Below are 18591 nucleotides of genomic sequence, written 5' to 3'. Positions count from 1 at the left end.
ACTACCAGGTCAAGGCGACCATCTTCGGCGCCCTGATCGAGGCGATCGACCTCGCCCAGCTCGCCAAGCTCGACGGCGAGTCCGCGCGCGAGGAAATCCGCGACATCGTCAACGAGATCATCGCGATCAAGAACATCGTGATGTCGATCGCCGAGCAGGAAGAACTGCTCGACGACATCTGCAACGACGTGCTCGGCTACGGCCCGCTGGAGCCGCTATTGTCGCGCGACGACATCGCCGACATCATGGTCAACGGCGCCGGCACGGTGTTCATCGAAGTCGCGGGCAAGATCCAGAAGACCGGCATCCGCTTCCGCGACAACCAGCAGCTGCTCAACATCTGCCAGCGCATCGTCAGCCAGGTCGGCCGGCGCGTCGACGAATCCTCGCCGATCTGCGACGCCCGCCTCGCCGACGGCAGCCGCGTCAACGCCATCGTTCCGCCGCTGGCGATCGACGGCCCCGCGCTCACCATTCGTAAGTTCAAAAAGGACAAGCTGACGCTCGACCAGCTGGTCAAGTTCGGCGCGATCTCGCCGGAAGGCGCGCAGATCCTGCAGATCATCGGCCGCGTCCGCTGCAATGTGCTGATCTCCGGCGGCACCGGCTCCGGCAAGACCACGCTGCTGAACTGCCTGACCAACTATATCGAGCATGACGAGCGCGTCATCACCTGCGAAGACGCCGCCGAACTGCAGCTCCAGCAACCGCACGTGGTGCGGCTGGAAACCCGGCCGCCCAACATCGAGGGCGAGGGCCAGGTCACGATGCGCGAGCTGGTCCGCAACTGCCTGCGTATGCGCCCTGAACGCATCATCGTCGGCGAAGTCCGCGGACCCGAGGCGTTCGACCTGCTGCAAGCCATGAACACCGGCCACGACGGCTCGATGGGAACGTTGCACGCCAACAATCCCCGCGAAGCGCTGTCGCGCTGCGAATCTATGATCACGATGGGCGGCTTCTCGCTGCCCTCGCGCACCATCCGCGAGATGATCTGCGCCTCGATCGACGTCATCGTGCAGGCCGCGCGCCTGCGCGACGGTTCACGCCGCATCACCCACATCACCGAGGTGATGGGCATGGAAGGCGACACCATCATCACCCAGGACGTGTTCCTGTACGACATGATGGGCGAAGACGCCAACGGCAAGATCATCGGACGGCACCGCTCGACCGGCATCGGCCGTCCGAAGTTCTGGGAACGCGCGCGATACTACAACGAAGAGAAGCGGCTTGCGGCCGCGCTCGATGCCGCCGAAATCATCGAGAAAGTTTGAGCAAGGCAACTAGCATGCAGGCACTCGCACTGGCCTTCCTCGCCGCCACCGCCCTCGGCGGCCTGGCATGGGTGTTCATCTATCCGCTGCTGTCAGGCGAGCGGAAGGCCGAATCGCGCCGCGCCTCGATCGCCCGGAACGACGCTCCGGCGCGCCAGGCCGAGAAAAGCCAGCGCTCGCGCCGCGAGCAGGTCGAGGGATCGCTCAAGGAACTCGACGCCCGGCGCAAGAAGGACAAGGCCGTCGGGCTGTCGACCCGCCTCGCCCAGGCCGGCCTGGGAACCTGGACGACGCAGAAATTCTGGATTTTTTCCGGTGTTTCCGGCGCGGTCGGCTTCGTGGCCGCATTCGTCGTCGGCGGCTCCCCGCTGGGCGCCATTGTGATGGCGTTCGGCACGGGGCTCGGCCTGCCCCGCTGGCTGCTCAGCTACCTCAAGAAACGGCGCGAAAAGGCGTTTCTGAAGGCGCTGCCCGACGCCGTCGACGTCATCGTGCGCGGCATCAAGGCCGGCCTGCCGCTGTTCGAATCGATCAAGGTGGTCGCGGCCGACTCGCCGGAGCCGCTCAAGAGCGAGTTCAACGCCATCATCGAAACCCAGACCATCGGCATGCCGCTCGGCGAAGCCTGCGGGCGCCTGTATGAGCGGATGCCGGTACCCGAGGCGAACTTCTTCGGCATCGTGGTCGCGATTCAGCAGAAGTCCGGCGGCAACCTGTCGGAAGCGCTCGGCAACCTCTCCAAGGTGCTGCGCGACCGCAAGAAGATGGCGGAGAAGATTCAGGCGATGTCGACGGAAGCCAAGGCCTCTGCCGGCATCATCGGCTCGCTACCGCCGATCGTGATGCTGCTGGTCTGGCTTTCGACGCCCGACTACATCTCGCTGCTTTGGACCCACCACGTCGGCCAGTTCATGCTGGTGTGCTGCGTCGGCTGGATGTCGATCGGCATCATGGTGATGAAGAAAATGATCAACTTCGATTTCTGACGGTAACGGCCATGATTGATATCATAATCGCCAAGATGCACGATGCGCGGTTCATGACCATGCTGCTTGCCGCCATCGCGGCAAGCGCGACCGCCTACACGCTGATCATGCCGCTGTTCGCCGGCGAAGGCCTTTCCAAGCGCATGAAGGCGGTCGCCAGCGAGCGCGAGCGGCTGCGCCAGCGCGAGCGCGAGCGGCTCAACAAGTCGGAAAAGGTGTCGCTGCGGCAAACCCCGAAGCAGCTCGTTTCCAAGGTGGTGGAAGACTTCAACCTGACCAAATGGCTAGCGCAGGAAGCCGCGCGCGACAAGCTGATCATGGCCGGCTACCGCGGCCACGCGCCTTACGTCACCTTCCTGTTCGCCCGCGCGGTGACGCCGATCGTGCTGTTCCTCGGCGCCGTCCTCTACGTGTTCGTGATCACGCAGATGGACAAGCCGTTGACGATCAAGCTCGGCATCTGCATCGGCGCCGCCTACCTCGGACTGCAGGCGCCGATGCTGTTCCTGAAGAACGCCATCAGCAAGCGCCAGCTCCAGATCAAGCGCGCCTTTCCCGATGCGCTCGACCTCCTGCTGATCTGCATCGAGTCCGGCATGTCGGTGGAAGTCGCCTTCCGCAAGGTTTCGGCCGAGATCGCGTCGCAGTCGATCGCGCTGTCGGAGGAGTTCGCGCTGACCACGGCGGAATTGTCCTACCTGCAGGACCGCAAGGTGGCCTATGAAAACCTCTCCAAGCGCACCGGCCTCGAGGGCGTCAAATCGGTCTGTCTGGCGCTGATGCAGTCGGAACGCTACGGCACCCCGCTCGGCCAGAGCCTGCGCGTGATGGCGCAGGAAAACCGCGACATGCGGATGACCGAGGCCGAGAAGAAGGCGGCCGCGCTGCCGCCGAAGCTGACCGTGCCGATGATCCTGTTCTTCCTGCCCTGCCTGTTCATCGTCATTCTCGGACCGACCTACATCAAGCTCCAGATGATGCCCTAAGGGCGCAGGGCTTAACTCAGCTAGTCGTTTCGTCATGGCCGGGCTTGTCCCGGCCATCTACGTCTTGCTTGCTTACTAAAGCAACGACGTGGGTGCCCGGCCCAAGGCCGGGCATGACGAGTTCCAATGAAGGATTGGCTGCATTTCGAGTCAGACGCTGAGGTGCGCTCGAGCGCATGCAACGCGCCGGTGACCTACGTGCCTCGGGGGAAGACGACTCCCGCCTTAACCTGGGTAAGAAAGCTCAATCCTGCCGGTTGAGAGCCGCGACCGGCACGGTCGCCTTGCTGCCGGGAGGACGCGAATTGTCCTTGTCCTTGCGGCTCAGCATTTCCCGCAGGTAGGCCACGTTGGCGGTGGCCTCGTCGGCGGGCAGATCGCCCTTGGCGATGGTCTCGGCCTCCGCGAACCGGCCCTGCAGGCCGACCACGAGCGCGAGATTCTGGCGCACCCGTCCATCGGCGCGCGGATTGGCATAGGCGCGGCGTAGCGTTTCCTCGGCTTGCGGCAACTCCCGCGTCAGCATGTAGGAGAGACCGAGATTGGACAGCACCGAGGGCTCTTCCGGCACGATCTTCAGCGCAGCCGTGTAATAGCGGCGGGCCTCCTCGTGCTTGGCCATCTTGTCGAGCGTGGTGCCCTGCACCGAAAGAATGCGCCAGTCCGGATTGGTCGGCGAATGGGCGCGGCTCAGCACGTCGAACGCCGCCTGCGAATTGCCGTTGTCGGCGAGCGCGCGGCCGTAGGCGGCGAGCAGCGCCTTGTTGCCGGGATGGGCGATGGTGGCCTGTTCGAGCACGGCAGCGGCCTGTGCCCGCTGGCCGGTGGCACGGAGCGCCTGGCCGTAGCCGAGCGCCGCCTCGGCATCCCTGGGATTGGAGCGATATCGCTCGCCATAGACCTCGGCTGCCTGGCGCGGATCGTCGGGAACGGCCTGTGCCTTGGATGACGAGGAGGTCAGCGACCCCGTGATGTCGGACATGGTCTGGCAGCCGCCAAGGCCTGCGGCCAGAACCGCCGTTACGGCGGCCGAGGTCAGGAACCGGGCGAGGGATCCGGCGTGGCGAGGCTGTCGACGCATGGCACTTCAACTCACGGGAATGGCGGACGAATGGAGCCGTATGAGCCAGCAATAGAGTGTTAACCCTAACGGCTGGTTAATCGGCCGTGCTATGCCAGCTTCACCAGACCGCCCTGCCCCGTCCCCTTCGCGAGACAAGCATGCCATTCCCGTTCGAGACCGCGCCCACCGCCTCCGCCATTCCAATCACCTTCGCCACCAAGACGACCTGGAGCGGGATCGCCAAAGACCTTCCCGAGCATGCACGGCAGTTTGCCCTTGCCAATGATTTCACCGCCAAGCCCGGCAAATGCCTGACGCTGCCCGGACCCGACGGGCAGATTGCGCAAGTCCTGTTCGGGCTCGAGGACGAGAGCAGCAAATCCCGCGACCTGTTCCGGCCCGGTGCGTTGCCCGGCCTGCTGCCGCCTGGCGTCTATCGCTTCGCCAATGCACCGCACGATTTGCGGCTGGCGACGCTGGCCTTTGCGCTGGGGAGCTATCGCTTCGGCCGCTACCGCAAGGCGGAGAAGCCTGACGTTCGGCTGGTGCCATCAGACGGCATCGACGTCGCCGATATCGCGCGGATGGCGGAAGCAGCCGCGCTGGCGCGCGATCTGATCAATACGCCGTCAAACGACATGGGTCCGGAGCAGCTGGCTGACGCCGCGCAGGCGCTGGCGGCCCGCTTCGGCGCCAGCTTCAACTGCATTGTCGGCGACGATCTCTTGAAGCAGAACTTTCCGCTCGTTTACGCCGTCGGCATGGCCTCGACACGCGCCCCGCGGCTGATCGACGTCAGCTGGGGCGACCCCGCCCATCCCAAAGTGACGCTGGTCGGCAAGGGCGTCTGCTTCGATACCGGCGGGCTCGACATCAAACCATCCAGCGGCATGCTGATCATGAAAAAGGACATGGGCGGCGCCGCCAACGTGCTGGCGCTGGCGCAGATGGTAATGGATGCGAAACTGAAGGTCCGCCTGCGCGTCCTGATCCCCGCGGTGGAGAACGCGGTCGCCGGCAACGCCTTCCGTCCGCTCGACATCTTCAAGTCGCGCAAGGGGCTTAACGTGGAGATCGGTAACACCGACGCCGAGGGACGGCTGGTGCTGGCGGATGCGCTGGCGCTGGCGGACGAAGAGAAGCCGGATCTCCTGGTCGACCTCGGCACCCTGACGGGTGCGGCGCGGGTCGCGTTGGGGCCGGATTTACCCCCCTTTTACACCCCTGATGAGACGCTTGCCGACAGCGTCGCGGCCCATGCGAAACGGGAGAACGATCCATTGTGGCGCATGCCGCTGTGGCCGCCTTACGATTCCTGGCTGGATTCGAAGGTCGCCGACATCAACAACGCGCCATCGGGCGGCTTTGCCGGGTCGATCACCTGCGCCTTGTTCCTGCAGCGCTTCGTCACCGACGCCAAAAGCTGGCTGCATGTCGATATCTACGGATGGACGCCGTCGGCGAAACCCGCGCGTCCCGAGGGCGGCGAATGCCAGGCTGCCCGCGCCGTCTACAAGCTGTTGAGCGAACGCTATGCATGATCCACGCCTGACGCCGGCACGGCCCGAAGTCGCCGCAAAATATCTCGAAGGCGAGGTGAAGGCCGCGCGCTTCGTCGACGGCGAGGAATTTTGCGTGCGCGAGGCCATCGCGCCATTGTGGGAAACAGCTGATGCGGGCGCCATGATGGCGACGCAGGCGCTGAAGGGCGACCACGTCACGGTCTACGACCGCAACGGCGAAGGGCTTGCCTGGGGGCAGCTCGGCAGCGACGGCTATGTCGGCTGGATTCCTGACCGCGCGCTGGCAAAGCCGGTGGCCGCAGCGACGCACAAGGTCACGGCATTGCGCACATATGCTTTTCCCGGCCCCTCGATCAAGCTGCCACCGGTCGAGACGCTCACGACGGGCGCAAGGGTAACGGTCCTACGCGAGGACGGCGCGTTCGCCGTGACCAGCGAAGGCTGGTATCTGCCGCGCGGTCACGTCGGCGGCCTCGCCGCCATGGAGCAGGATTTCGTCGCGGTCGCCGAGCGCTTCGTCGGCACGCCCTATCTCTGGGGCGGCAAGAGCTCCCTCGGCATCGATTGCTCCGGTCTCGTCCAAATATCGCTTAACGCCGCCGGCACCGGCTGCCCGCGCGACAGCGACATGCAGCAGGACAGTCTTGGCCGGTCGCTTGATGTGGCGGAGACGAAGAAACTGCAGCGCGGTGATCTGATCTTCTGGAAAGGTCACGTCGCCATCGTCCGCAACGCCGACACCATCGTCCACGCCAATGCGCATCATATGGCGACGGTGATCGAGAGCACGCAGGAAGCGATCGCGCGGATCAAGGCGGCGGGAAGCGAAGTGACGGCGATCAAGCGGCTGTAGCACAGTATTCTAGCGTCATTGCGAGGAGCAAAGCGACGAAGCAATCCATCCATCCCCGAGCAGAGAGGTGGATTGCTTCGCTGCGCTCGCAATGACGCGGAGAAGCCGCGGCCTAGCTAGCGGATACCCGCATTCGCGGGATATGAAGCCCTTATTACGGCTCCGGCACCGCCTCGATCCGGAACGCAGCGGCGAACAGCGCGCGGGTGTAGTCGCTCTTCGGATTCTTGAAGAGCTCCGCAGCGGGACCTTCCTCCACCACCTTGCCGTGGCGCATCACGATCAGATGGCTGGCGAGCGAGGCCACCACCCGCAGATCGTGCGAGATGAACATGTAGGTCAGATCGCGCTTGCGCTGCAGCTCTCGCAACAGATCGACCATCTGCGCCTGGAACAGCATGTCGAGCGCTGAGGTCGGCTCGTCGAGCACGACGAAATTCGGCTCCAGCACCACCGCGCGCGCGATCGAGATGCGCTGGCGCTGGCCGCCGGAGAATTCGTGCGGGTAGCGGAAGCGCGTCTCGGGGTCGAGGCCGACGTCCCGCAGCGCCTTGACGACGCGCGCCTCGCGCTCCTCATAGGACAGCGACTTCTGGTGCACGGAAAGGCCTTCGGCGACGATATCGCCGACCGACATGCGCGGGCTCAGCGCGCCGAACGGATCCTGGAACACGATCTGCATGTCGCGGCGATGCGGCAGCATGGCCTTGAAGCGCAGGCCCTGGATGTTGTTGCCAAGGAACACGATCGGACCATCGGAGGAAATCAGCCGGAGCAGCGCCAGCCCGAGCGTGGTCTTGCCCGAGCCGGATTCGCCGACGACGCCGAGCGTCTCGCCCTTGCGCACCGCAAGGCTGACGCCGTCCACCGCCTTGATATGGCCGACGGTCGAGCGCAGCAGCCCGCGCTTGATCGGAAACCAGACCTTGAGATTGTCGGCCGAGATCACCACCGGCTCCTCGGGCCGCGGCGGCGCCGGATCGGGCTTGGGCTCGGCCGCGAGCAGCGCGCGCGTATAGGCGTGCTTCGGCGCGGTGAAGACCTGCTCGACCGGCCCCTGCTCGACGATCTTGCCGGAATTCATCACGCAGACGACGTCAGCGATGCGGCGGACGATGCCGAGGTCATGGGTGATGAACAGCATGCTCATGCCAAGCCGCGACCTGATCTCGGCGAGCAGCGCCAGGATCTGCGCCTGCACGGTAACGTCGAGCGCGGTGGTCGGCTCGTCCGCGATCAGAAGGTCCGGCTCGTTGGCGAGCGCCATCGCGATCATGACGCGCTGGCGCTGGCCGCCGGACAACTGATGCGGATAGCTTTGCAGCCTCGTTTCCGGATCGGGAATGCCGACCTGCGTCAACAGTTCGAGCGTCCGCGCCCGCGCCATTTGCCCGCTGATGCCTCGATGCAGCGAGAGAATTTCCCCGATCTGCGCCTCGATGGTGTGGAGCGGATTGAGCGAGGTCATCGGCTCCTGGAAGATGATCGAGATGTCGTTGCCGCGGATTTCGCGCATCTCGCGTTCCGAAGCACGGAGCAGCTCGCGGCCCTTGAAATGGATGGTGCCGGAGGGATGCGAGGCGGACGGATAAGGCAGCAGCTTCAGAACCGACAGCGCGCTGACGGACTTGCCGGAGCCGGATTCACCGACCAGCGCCACGCACTCGCCACGCTTGATCGAGAACGACACGCGATCGACGGCAATGCTGTTGCCGAACGCGACCGAGAGATCGCGGACATCGAGCAGTGGTTGGTTGATGGCGTCCATGCCGCTATCCCTGCCGGAACGTCTTGCGCGGATCGAAGGCGTCGCGCACGCCCTCGCCGATGAAGATCAGGAGCGACAGCATGATCGCTACCGAGAAGAAGCCGGTGAAGCCGAGCCAGGGCGCCTGCACATTGGCCTTGCCTTGCGCCAGCAGTTCGCCGAGCGACGGCGAGCCCGGCGGCAGGCCGAAGCCGAGGAAATCGAGCGCGGTCAGCGTCATCACCGAGGACGACACGATGAACGGCAGGAACGTCATGGTTGCCACCATCGCGTTCGGCAGCAGATGCCGGAACATGATGACGCCGTTGGAGACGCCGAGCGCACGCGCGGCCTGGATGTACTCGAAATTGCGCCCGCGCAGGAATTCCGCACGCACGAGCCCCACCAGCGACGTCCAGGAGAACAGCAAGAGAATGCCGAGCAGCACGAAAAAGCCGGGTACCAGCACCGACGACAGGATCAGCAGCAGATAGAGCGAGGGTATCGCGCTCCAGATTTCGATGACGCGCTGGAAGATCAGATCGGTCCAGCCGCCGAAATAGCCCTGCACGCCGCCGGCGATGACGCCGATGATCGAGGACAGGATGGTCAGCGTCAGGCCGAACAACACCGAGATGCGGAAGCCATAGATCAGCCGCGCCACCACGTCGCGGCCCTGATCGTCGGTGCCGAGCCAGTTGTATTCGAGGTCGCGACAGCTCTTCAGGCCCTTCTTCTCGAGCACAGGCTTGCACTGCTCCTCCGTCAGCATCCATGTCGGCTTCGACGGCGCCGGCGTCGGCAGATCGAGATTATGGGTGGCGTAGGAATAGCGGATCGGCGGCCACACCATCCAGCCGCCCTTCTCCGCAATCAGCTTCTGCAGATAGGGATCACGGTAGTCGGCCGCGGTCTCGAAATCGCCGCCGAAGGTCGTTTCGGAATAGCTGACGAAAGCCGGCCAATAGAGCCTCCCGTCATACTTGATCATGAAGGGGCGGTCGTTGACGATCAACTCCGCGAACAGCGAGATCAGGAACAGCGCGAGGAAGATCCAGAGCGACCAGTAGCCGCGCCGGTTGGCCTTGAAGTTCTGCCAGCGCCGGCGGTTGAGCGGCGACATCGCAAGGGGATGCCGCGAGACCGGTACGGCAACGCCGAGCGGCGACTGCGTCCCGGTCTCGATCGTTTGCGGGGCGAGCACTGTCATCAGACCTCCCGCGCCTCGAAATCGATTCGTGGATCGATCCACATATAGGCAAGGTCGGAGATCAGACCCACCACAAGGCCTACAAGGGAAAAGATGAACAGCGTGCCGAACACGACGGGATAGTCGCGGTTGAGCACGCTCTCGAAGCCGAGCAGCCCGAGCCCGTCGAGCGAGAAGATGGTCTCGATCAGCAGCGAGCCGGAGAAGAACGCCCCGATGAACGCACCGGGAAAGCCCGCGATCACGATCAGCATGGCGTTGCGGAAGATATGACCATAGAGCACCTGCCCCTCGCCGCAGCCCTTGGCGCGCGCGGTCATCACATACTGCTTCCTGATCTCGTCGAGGAACGAGTTCTTGGTCAGCAGCGTCATGGTGGCGAAAGCACCGAGGCCCATGGCGATCAGGGGCAGCGTGAGGTGCCAGAAGTAGTCGATGATCTTCCAGTACCAGGGGAATTGCGACCAGCCGTCGGACGTCAGGCCGCGCAGCGGGAACACGTTGAAGAACGAGCCGCCCGCAAACAGGATAATCAGCAAGATCGCGAACAGGAACCCGGGGATTGCAAACCCGATGATGATCACCGCTGACGTCCACGTATCGAAGCGCGAGCCATCTGCCACCGCCTTGCGGACGCCGAGCGGAATCGAGATCAGGTAGGTCAGCAGCGTCAACCAGAGACCGAGCGATATCGAGACCGGCAGCTTCTCCTTGATCAGCTGCACCACGGTGGTGTCGCGAAAGTAGCTCTTGCCGAAATCGAAGCGGGCGAAATTCCACACCATCAGCGCAAACCGCTCATGCGCAGGCTTGTCGAAGCCGAACTGCTTTTCGAGGTTCTTGATGAAATCCGGATCAAGTCCCTGCGCGCCGCGGTATTTTGAATTGACGGCGTCGGCGGAGGCGCCGGCCTGGGGCCGCGCACCGAAATCGCCGCCGGAGGAGCCCGACACACGCGAGGCGGCCCCGGTGTCTGCACCCGAGAGCTGCGCAATCACGCGCTCGACCGGCCCGCCGGGCGCGAACTGCACGACCACGAAGGAGACGAACAGGATGCCGAGCAGCGTCGGCAACATCAGGAGAACGCGGCGGACGATATAGGCGGCCATGGACTATTTCGCCTGCTCGAGTTTTGCGGCCTTTGCCGCTTCGTACCACCAGGTCTCCGGCGTGCCACGGGCATAGCGGGGCTTGGTCGGCGGAAAACCGAACTGGTCCCAATAGGCGATCCAGTGCGAAGCCTTGTTCCAGTGCGGAATCCAGTAACGGCCGGAGCGCAGCACACGATCGAGGGCGCGGCAGGTGTAGTTCAGTTCGGCCTGCGTCTGCGCACCCACCGCTTTCTCGACCAGCGCATCGACGATCGGATCGGCGATTCCGGCAAGGTTATTGGAGCCCTTGGTTTTTGCGGAGTCGCTCGAAAAATAGTTGCGCAGCGAGCTTCCCGGAATTTGCGGGAAGATGAATCGCGCGATGGCGATATCGAAGTCGAAGTCCTTGAGCCGTACCTCGGCCTGCGCCGGGTCGACCAGGCGAATGTTGGCATCGATGCCGAGCACACGGAGGTTCTTGATGAAAGTCTGGTGATGCGGCTCGAACGAACGCTCGGTCAGCAGGAATTCGGCCGAAAACTGTTCGCCCTTCGCGTTAAGCCGGCGGCCGTCCTTCACGGTCCAGCCCGCGGCATTGAGCAGTTCACCGGCGCTGCGCAACAGCTTGCGATCCTGCCCGGACCCGTCGGTCTCCGGAGGTATCCATGCCGGTCCAAACACTTCCGGCAGCAGACGATCGCGGAACGGCTCCAGCAGCGCGATCTCTTCCGCCGACGGCTCGCCGCGCGCCATCATGTCGGAATTCTGGAACACCGAATGCGTGCGCTGGTAAGAACCATACATCAGGTTCTTGTTGGTCCATTCGAAGTCGAAGGCGATCGTCAACGCCTCGCGAACGCGCCTGTCCTTGAATTTGTCCCGCCGCGTGTTGAGCAGCCAGCCCTGCGCGCCGGAGGGGCGCTCGTCCGGAATGACGTCCCGCTTGACGCGGCCGTCGCGGATCGCAGGAAAATCGTAGCGCGTGGCCCAGACTCGCGAGGTGAACTCCTCGCGGAACAGGTAGTTGCGACCGGTGAAGGCCTCGAAGCCGGCTTCGCGGTCCCGGTAATACTCGTCCCGCAGAATATCGAAATTGTACAGGCCGCGACAAACCGGAAGATTCTCACCCCACCAGTTCTTCACCCGCTCGAATTCCACGAAGCGCCCCTGCTCGAACCGAGCGACGCGATAGGGACCTGATCCGAGCGGCGCTTCCAGCGAGGTCTCGTCGAACGACCGCTTCGAATAGTATTTCTCCGAAAAGATCGGCATCGCCGCCGCAAGCGCCGGCACGTCGAGGCCGCGGGTCGGCTGAAAACGCAACTGGACCGTCCGCTTGTCCTCGACGGTGGCATCGGCGAGATCGCGCAGCACGGAAGCGTACGCGGGATGTCCCTTGCTCTTCAGCGTCGTCAGCGAGAACGCAACGTCGGATGCGGTGATCTCGCTGCCGTCGTGAAAGGTAATGCCTGGACGCAACTGGAAACGGAATACCAACCTGTCGGGGGAAACGGTCAAATCCTCCGCCGCCAGGAGATAGACCGCGTCCGGCTCGTCGAACGCCCGCGCCATCAGCGATGCAAAGGTCAGCTCCATTCCGTTCGCCCTGTCGCCCTTTACGATAAAGGCGTTGAGCGAATTGAAGGTCGAGCCACCCGCGCCAACGAGTTGCGAGAACATCCCGCCTTTCGGCGCATCCGCATTGACGTAGTCGAAACGACGAAAGTCGGCGGAATATTTCAGCTCGCCGAACGCCGAAAGACCGTGGAGCTTCTTGCCGCCATTATCCGCGAACGCTGGCGCGAGGCGTGTAGCCGCCAACGCGCCGACACCGAGACCGAGCACATGCCGGCGAGAGAATTGCGCCATGCGCAAGCTATCCTTCAAGAGCGTCTTCCGTTCCGCGCCGCCTTGTCGGCGTCGAACCACCACAGCGACGGAAAAGCCGACTGACCGTACTTCGGCAGTTCGGACGGCCTGCCGAAGCGATCCCACCGCGCGGTGCGTACCTTGGGATAATTCCACTGCGGCACGACATAATGATTCCACAGCAGCACGCGGTCGAGCGCCCTGGTCGCGGCAACAAGATCATCCCGACCCTTGGCATAGATCAGCCGCTCGATCAATTTGTCGACCGCCGGATTCTTGATGCCGATGATATTGCGCGAACCCGCCATGTCCGCCGCCGGCGAACCCCAAAATTCGCGCTGTTCATTTCCGGGCGATAGCGATTCCGGCCACGACGAGACGACTACGTCGAAGTCCCAGCTACGGAGCCGGTTTTCATACTGCGTCGGATCGATCGTGCGCACGCTGACATTGATACCCAGCCGCTCCAGAGAGGGTTTGAAAAACAGCATGACCCGTTCGAAGGATGGGTCTGCACCAAGCAATTCGAGCGCAAATGGCGCTCCCGTTTTGCTATCGACCAGCCTGCGCTCGCGCACCTCATAGCCGGCTTCCTTGAGCAGGCGCAGCGCCTCACGAAGATTCTCGCGAACCGCTTCGGGACTGCCGCCGACCGGATTGGTATAGGGCTTCGTGAATACCTCGGGCGGGACCTCCGCGCGGACGGCTTCGAGTATTTCCAGCTCGGCGCCTTGCGGCAGGCCGCTTGAAGCCAGTTCAGTGCCATCGAAATAGCTGCTGATGCGCTTGTACTGACCGAAGAAGATCTGCTTGTTCATCTCCTCGAAATCGAACGCAAAATTCAGCGCGCGACGCACCCGCGGATCCTTGAACTGGTCGCGCCGGATATTGAGCGCGAACGCCTGCATGATTCCGGAACTGCGGTTCGGAAACTCCTCGAGCAGCACGCGCTTGTCATTGACGGCCGGAAAGTCGTAGGCCGTCGCCCAGTTCTTGGCGCTGTTTTCGGTGCGCCAATCGACCTGGTCGCCCTTGAACGCTTCGAGCGCGACCGTCGAGTCCCGGAAATATTCCAGGCGCAGCTCGTCGAAATTGTTGCGGCCGACGTTCGTGCTGGAATCGCGTCCCCAATGGTCCTTTACCCGCTCCAGCGTGAACGTCCTGCCCGGGACAAACTCCTTGATGCGGTAGGCACCCGAGCCCAGCGGTTTCTCCAGCGTCGTCGCAGCGATGTCGCGCTTGCGACCTTCGCTGTCGGTGCCCTCCCACCAATGCTTCGGCAAGATCGTGAGTTGTCCGACGATCAGCGGAAGTTCGCGATTGCCGGGCGCGTCGAAGCTGAATTTTATGTCGCGATCACCGACCTTTTCAGCTTTCACCACATGGCGATAATAGGCCGAGTACTGCGGATGATGTTGCTTGAACGCATTAAGGGAGAAGATCACGTCGTCAGGCGTGACGGGATTTCCGTCATGCCATTTCGCCTCTCGCCGGAGGCGATAGATCACCCAGGCGAAATCCTCGGGGTGGCTGACGGCTTCGGCCAGTTCGCCGTACTCGGTCGAGACCTCGTCCAGCGACTGCGTCATGAGGGATTCGTAGATCAACTGAACGCCGGCTGCGAGCGAGCCTTTGACGCCGGCAACCACGAGGTTGAAGTTGTCAAACGTACCGATCTGGATCTGACGTACGATGCCGCCCTTCGGGGCCTCCGGATTGACGTAGTCAAAGCGCTTGAAGCCTGCCGGATATTTGACTTCGCCGAACAGCGACAGCGCATGCCGAAAGGCTGGTTCGCCCGCGGCGGATTGTGCGTACGCGGACGAGATTGCAGGGGCGCCCGGGGGCAGTCCCAGCGCGGGAGCCATGGCGGCAGCCGCGCCGCCCTGGAGAAGATGTCGTCGGGTAATGGCCAAATGCAGAATTCCTGTTGCTGATACCAGTATCCGTGCTGTCGAGGTCCGCGGCGGCCCCAGACGCGAAACCCGCAAGCACAAGGCCGAGCTAGTGAGGACCCAATATAAGGCAAGGGTTCGACGAATTACGTTGCTTTTTCCTCATGATAGCAGCTTGGGAACACCGCCGCTGCGGCGAATAGTCCCGGTAACAACTCCGCTAGTAAAGATGCGATCCCTCATAGCGAAACGGCCAGGCGATGCCTGGCCGTCATATCCCAACGTCCATGCGAGACGGTTGAAATTTTACTTCGCCGCAGTCGGCAGCGGTGCCGGCTTTTCCGACAGCGAGTTCAGATAGGCGATGACGTCCGCGCGCTCGCTGTCCTTGGAGATGCCGGCGAAGCCCATAGCCGTACCCGGAATGAAAGCCTTGGGGTTGGCGAGGAACTTGTTGAGATCGTCAAAGCTCCAGTTGCCGCCCTTGGCCTTCATGGCCGCGGAGAAATTGAAACCGCCATGTCCCGCGCCCTTCGCCTCGTTCACGATGCCGTAGAGGTTGGGACCAACGCGGTTCGGCCCGCCCTTTTCGAACGTATGACAGGCGGCACACTTCTTGGCGGCCGCGGTGCCCTTCTCGACGGAGGCCGTCTGCAACAGCTTCTCGATCGGCTCGGCGGGAGCTGCGGCTTCCTTGGCGCCGCCGTGAGAGGCGTCTTCCTTCACGGCGATTTCGAAGCCCGGCTTTTCCGGCTTCACGGGCGCGAAAATCGCGTGGGCGGCGAAGCTCGTCACCAGGAGAACGAGGCAGGTGCTGAGGACGGCACCGAGAATCTTGTTGAGTTCGAAGGAGTCCATAACGGATCAGGCTCCAGGCCGGAAAGGTCGACTGAAGGCCGGCAAAACGGCCACGGATAGGCGCGAGGAATCAGCTTTTGCGCCGCGCCCTCAGCAGGGTTGAGATATCGGTTTGCCCGGGCTCTGGCAACCCGTATAAACGCGCCGGATTTCATCCCATCCCCACCAAATCCACTATCCGGCCGGGCCCTCAGACGATGACCGATTCCCGCATTTTGGTGTTGATTCCCGCCCGGATGGCGGCGACCCGGCTGCCGGGCAAGCCGCTTTTGGATATCGCCGGCCTGCCCATGATCGTGCACGTGCTGCGGCGCGCCGAGGAGGCCAATATCGGCCGAGTCGCGGTGGCGACCGATACCCCCGAAATCGCTGACGCGGTAAGGGCCGCCGGCGGCGAGGTGGTGATGACCCGCACCTCCCATCCTTCCGGATCCGACCGGATCCACGAGGCCATGCGGACGCTGGATCCGTCGGGTAAGGCCGAGATCGTGGTCAATTTGCAGGGCGATTTCCCGACCATCGCACCGGACACCATCCGCGCCGCGCTGCCGCCACTCGACGATCCCGCCGTCGATATCGCCACCCTCGCCTCGCAGATCCACACCCAGGAAGAGGACCAGGCCCCCAGCGTGGTGAAGGCGGTCGGCTCCCCGATCGGGGCGAACCGGCTGCGCGCACTCTATTTCACCCGCGCCACCGCGCCTCACGGCGACGGCCCCCGCTACCACCATATCGGCCTCTATGCCTACCGTCGCGCCGCGCTGGAGCGGTTCGTCGCCCTGCCCCCCTCGCCGCTGGAGCAGCAGGAAAAGCTCGAACAACTCCGCGCGCTGGAAGCCGGGATGCGGATCGACATCACCCTCGTCGACAGCGTCCCTCGCGGCGTCGACACCCCGGCCGACCTCGAAACCGCCCGCAAGATACTAAAACCTCGTTCCGAGTGACCGAGGCTTTATCCTTTTGTTTTGACGCGTTTTCTTCAACGCGAACCGGTATCCACTTCGCTTGAAAACGCTATGGCCAAAGCCTGACCGGCTGCTAAAAGGCCCGCCAGGAAAGATAGCATGACCAAAAAGCTCAAAATCGCATTCCAGGGCGAGCCTGGCGCCAATTCCCATATCGCCATCGTCGAGGCCTATCCGGACGCCGAACCGATGCCGTGCGCGACCTTCGAGGACGCGCTGTCCGCGATCTCCTCGGGCGAAGCCGATCTCGGCATGATCCCGATCGAGAATTCGGTCGCGGGGCGTGTTGCCGACATCCACCATCTGTTACCGGCGTCCGGCCTCTTCATCGTCGGCGAATGGTTCTTGCCGGTCCGCCATCAATTGATGGCGCCGAAGGGGACAAAACTCTCCGACATCAAGACGGTGGAAAGCCACGTCCATGCGCTCGGCCAGTGCCGGCGCATCATCCGCAAGCTCGGCATCAAGCCGATCGTGGCGGCCGACACCGCCGGCAGCGCTCGCGACGTCTCCGAGCGCAAGGACAAGAGCGTTGCCGCGATCGCCTCCCGCCTGGCGGCGCAGATCTACGGGCTCGATATCCTGGCCGAGGATGTCGAGGACGAAGCCCACAACACCACCCGCTTCGTGGTGCTCGCGCGCGATCAGAAATGGGCCGCCCAGGATTCGGGGCCGCTGGTCACGACTTTTGTTTTCCGGGTACGCAACCTGCCGGCTGCGCTCTACAAGGCACTCGGCGGTTTCGCCACCAACGGCGTCAACATGACGAAATTGGAAAGCTACATGGTCGACGGCGAATTCTCCGCCACGCAATTCTATGCCGACGTCGACGGCCATCCCGAGGACAAGGGCCTCGCCTTTGCGCTGGAGGAGCTGAAGTTCTTCTCGCGCGAATTCCGCATCGTCGGCGTCTACCCCGGCCATCCGTTCCGGGCGACGTTCAGCGAGAAGCAGGATTGAGCTTTCGTGTCCCGGACGCGGCGCAGCGTGCGACGCTGCTCCGCAGAGCCGGGACCCCTGCCGGCGCACACCACCTGGGCCCCGGCTCTGCAGCGCACCGCTACGCGCTGCGCAGCGTCCGGGGAACGGAAAACGGTTACGCCGCCACCTTCTTCCCCAACCCGAACGCATCCGCCAGCAGACTATACGACTTCTTCCTCGCGTCGTGGTCGTACACCGCGGTGATGATCATCAGCTCATCCGGCTGGCTCGCCGTGATCATCGGCTGCAGCTTCGCCATGATGGTTGCCGGGCTGCCGACGAAGAACCGCGAACGGTTGCGCGCGATCGAAGCGCGTTCGGAGTCAGAATAATTATAGGCCAGCGCCTCCTCGACGCTCGGCAGCGGCAGGTATTGTCCGCGGTCGCGGCGCAGGCGGTTGAGGTCCATCGAGGTCGCGAGCGTTTCGGCTTCCGCATCGGTTTCGGCGGCGACGGCTGCGACGGCGAGGATGCCGTGCGGGCTCTCCCGCCAGCCGGACGGCTTGAAGTGGCTGCGGTAGTTGGTCATCGCCGCGATCGCGTCGTAGGACGCGAAATGATGCGCGAAGGCGAAGCCCATGCCGACCTGCGCCGCCAATTCCGAACTGTAGTCGCTTGAGCCGAGCAGCCAGATCGGCGGCAGCGGCGTGTCGTCGGGCATCGCCACCACATTGTTGTAGGGATGACCGGCCGGGAAGCCGCGGGTTTCCCACAACACCAGTTCACTCAGCCGCTCAAGAAAATCGTCGCCCTCGCGGCGGTCGAGCCGGCTGCGCAGCGCGTGCGCCGTGGCGCCATCGGTGCCGGGCGCGCGGCCCAGGCCGAGATCAATGCGGCCGGGAAACAACGCCTCCAGCATCTTGAAGCGCTCGGCCACGACCAGCGGCGCATGGTTGGGCAGCATCACGCCGCCGGAGCCGACGCGGATATTTTTGGTCACTGCCGCGATCTGACCGATCATCAGGTCGGGCGCGGGGCTCGCCACTGAAGCCAGGTTGTGATGCTCGGCGAGCCAGTACCTGACATAGCCGAGGCCATCAACATGGCGCGCCAGATCGATGCTGTTCTGCAGCGCGTGGGCCGGGCGGGTGCCAGTGGTGACGACGGAGAGGTCGAGAACGGAAAGCGGGATCATGGCGCTAAACTAGTGCGGCAATCGAGGGCGACAAAGGCCCGACCGGCGCAGATCAGGCCCGCACTTGTGGGGAAAGCCCCGGCACCGGCCACCCTCGATGGTGGGATAGAGTACGACAGAATCGACCTAGTTCACCCGGCCCAACGCACAAT

The 18591-nt window shown here is 63.6% G+C and carries 15 protein-coding genes; 7 read left to right on the top strand and 8 right to left on the bottom strand.

From position 1 onward, the window contains the following. From CQ12_RS05535 to CQ12_RS05525, 3 genes are all read left to right on the top strand, one after another. Positions 1-1277: TadA family conjugal transfer-associated ATPase (locus CQ12_RS05535; protein ID WP_057834346.1), on the top strand; the 1277-nt coding region annotated here is incomplete at its 5' end. A gap of 14 nt (positions 1278-1291) precedes the next feature. Beyond that, positions 1292-2263, top strand: coding sequence for a type II secretion system F family protein (locus tag CQ12_RS05530; RefSeq protein WP_057834345.1), 972 nt, complete (start codon positions 1292-1294; stop codon positions 2261-2263). An 11-nt stretch (positions 2264-2274) separates the two neighbouring features. Then, a complete protein-coding gene (locus CQ12_RS05525) occupies positions 2275-3249 on the top strand; it encodes a type II secretion system F family protein (protein ID WP_057834344.1) in 975 nt (324 codons plus the stop codon). A gap of 244 nt (positions 3250-3493) precedes the next feature. On the opposite strand, the gene CQ12_RS05520 is transcribed toward CQ12_RS05525, so the two are convergent. Beyond that, on the bottom strand, positions 3494-4330 hold the full coding sequence (locus tag CQ12_RS05520; RefSeq protein ID WP_057834343.1) for a tetratricopeptide repeat protein: 837 nt from the start codon (positions 4328-4330) through the stop codon (positions 3494-3496). A 140-nt stretch (positions 4331-4470) separates the two neighbouring features. On the opposite strand from CQ12_RS05520, the gene CQ12_RS05515 reads away from it, so the two are divergent. Then, positions 4471-5853: a leucyl aminopeptidase family protein gene (locus tag CQ12_RS05515; protein WP_057834342.1), complete on the top strand. Its 1383-nt coding sequence runs from the start codon at positions 4471-4473 to the stop codon at positions 5851-5853. Beyond that, entirely contained in the window at positions 5846-6688 is an 843-nt protein-coding gene (locus CQ12_RS05510; RefSeq protein ID WP_057834341.1) for a C40 family peptidase, read from the top strand. The genes CQ12_RS05515 and CQ12_RS05510 overlap by 8 nt, the downstream gene beginning before the upstream one ends. A 154-nt stretch (positions 6689-6842) precedes the next feature. Here CQ12_RS05510 and CQ12_RS05505 read toward each other — a convergent pair whose 3' ends face one another. The 6 genes from CQ12_RS05505 to CQ12_RS05480 all read right to left on the bottom strand — a co-directional run bounded on the left by CQ12_RS05505 (position 6843) and on the right by CQ12_RS05480 (position 15358). Further along, a complete protein-coding gene (locus tag CQ12_RS05505) occupies positions 6843-8456 on the bottom strand; it encodes an ABC transporter ATP-binding protein (RefSeq protein WP_057834340.1) in 1614 nt (537 codons plus the stop codon). Positions 8457-8460: 4 nt separating this feature from the next. After that, a complete protein-coding gene (locus tag CQ12_RS05500) occupies positions 8461-9645 on the bottom strand; it encodes an ABC transporter permease (RefSeq protein WP_057834339.1) in 1185 nt (394 codons plus the stop codon). Beyond that, complete coding sequence (locus CQ12_RS05495; protein WP_057834338.1) at positions 9645-10754, bottom strand: microcin C ABC transporter permease YejB; 1110 nt, start codon at positions 10752-10754, stop codon at positions 9645-9647. The genes CQ12_RS05500 and CQ12_RS05495 overlap by 1 nt, the downstream gene beginning before the upstream one ends. Positions 10755-10757: 3 nt before the next feature. Then, entirely contained in the window at positions 10758-12605 is a 1848-nt protein-coding gene (locus CQ12_RS05490; protein ID WP_057834337.1) for an extracellular solute-binding protein, read from the bottom strand. Positions 12606-12619: 14 nt separating this feature from the next. Then, a complete protein-coding gene (locus CQ12_RS05485; RefSeq protein ID WP_057834336.1) occupies positions 12620-14521 on the bottom strand; it encodes an extracellular solute-binding protein in 1902 nt (633 codons plus the stop codon). Between the two features lie 285 nt (positions 14522-14806). Then, positions 14807-15358 carry a c-type cytochrome gene (locus tag CQ12_RS05480; protein WP_057834335.1) on the bottom strand — a complete coding sequence of 184 codons (552 nt, stop codon included), beginning with the start codon at positions 15356-15358 and terminating at the stop codon, positions 14807-14809. Between the two features lie 197 nt (positions 15359-15555). Here CQ12_RS05480 and CQ12_RS05475 point away from each other — a divergent pair, with 197 nt between their 5' ends. After that, complete coding sequence (locus CQ12_RS05475; protein ID WP_057834334.1) at positions 15556-16302, top strand: 3-deoxy-manno-octulosonate cytidylyltransferase; 747 nt, start codon at positions 15556-15558, stop codon at positions 16300-16302. A 120-nt stretch (positions 16303-16422) separates the two neighbouring features. Beyond that, positions 16423-17283, top strand: a complete 861-nt coding sequence (locus CQ12_RS05470) for a prephenate dehydratase (RefSeq protein WP_057834333.1) — start codon at positions 16423-16425, stop codon at positions 17281-17283. Between the two features lie 136 nt (positions 17284-17419). Here the strand turns inward: CQ12_RS05470 and CQ12_RS05465 are convergent, their stop codons facing one another. Beyond that, positions 17420-18439: an LLM class flavin-dependent oxidoreductase gene (locus CQ12_RS05465; protein WP_057834332.1), complete on the bottom strand. Its 1020-nt coding sequence runs from the start codon at positions 18437-18439 to the stop codon at positions 17420-17422. Positions 18440-18591 lie beyond the last annotated feature (152 nt).

The sequence above is a fragment of the Bradyrhizobium jicamae genome (assembly GCF_001440395.1).
GTDB classification, from domain to species: Bacteria; Pseudomonadota; Alphaproteobacteria; order Rhizobiales; family Xanthobacteraceae; genus Bradyrhizobium; species Bradyrhizobium jicamae.
Note: the sequence above shows the minus strand (reverse complement) of the source record. Positions and strands in the feature narration are given on the sequence as shown.

Coding starts and splice junctions, on each gene's coding strand:
- CQ12_RS05530 (WP_057834345.1), top strand. CDS start 1,292: ATGCAGGCACTCGCACTGGCCTTCCTCGCCGCCACCGCCCTCGGCGGC.
- CQ12_RS05525 (WP_057834344.1), top strand. CDS start 2,275: ATGATTGATATCATAATCGCCAAGATGCACGATGCGCGGTTCATGACC.
- CQ12_RS05520 (WP_057834343.1), bottom strand. CDS start 4,330: ATGCGTCGACAGCCTCGCCACGCCGGATCCCTCGCCCGGTTCCTGACC.
- CQ12_RS05515 (WP_057834342.1), top strand. CDS start 4,471: ATGCCATTCCCGTTCGAGACCGCGCCCACCGCCTCCGCCATTCCAATC.
- CQ12_RS05510 (WP_057834341.1), top strand. CDS start 5,846: ATGCATGATCCACGCCTGACGCCGGCACGGCCCGAAGTCGCCGCAAAA.
- CQ12_RS05505 (WP_057834340.1), bottom strand. CDS start 8,456: ATGGACGCCATCAACCAACCACTGCTCGATGTCCGCGATCTCTCGGTC.
- CQ12_RS05500 (WP_057834339.1), bottom strand. CDS start 9,645: ATGACAGTGCTCGCCCCGCAAACGATCGAGACCGGGACGCAGTCGCCG.
- CQ12_RS05495 (WP_057834338.1), bottom strand. CDS start 10,754: ATGGCCGCCTATATCGTCCGCCGCGTTCTCCTGATGTTGCCGACGCTG.
- CQ12_RS05490 (WP_057834337.1), bottom strand. CDS start 12,605: ATGGCGCAATTCTCTCGCCGGCATGTGCTCGGTCTCGGTGTCGGCGCG.
- CQ12_RS05480 (WP_057834335.1), bottom strand. CDS start 15,358: ATGGACTCCTTCGAACTCAACAAGATTCTCGGTGCCGTCCTCAGCACC.
- CQ12_RS05475 (WP_057834334.1), top strand. CDS start 15,556: ATGACCGATTCCCGCATTTTGGTGTTGATTCCCGCCCGGATGGCGGCG.
- CQ12_RS05470 (WP_057834333.1), top strand. CDS start 16,423: ATGACCAAAAAGCTCAAAATCGCATTCCAGGGCGAGCCTGGCGCCAAT.
- CQ12_RS05465 (WP_057834332.1), bottom strand. CDS start 18,439: ATGATCCCGCTTTCCGTTCTCGACCTCTCCGTCGTCACCACTGGCACC.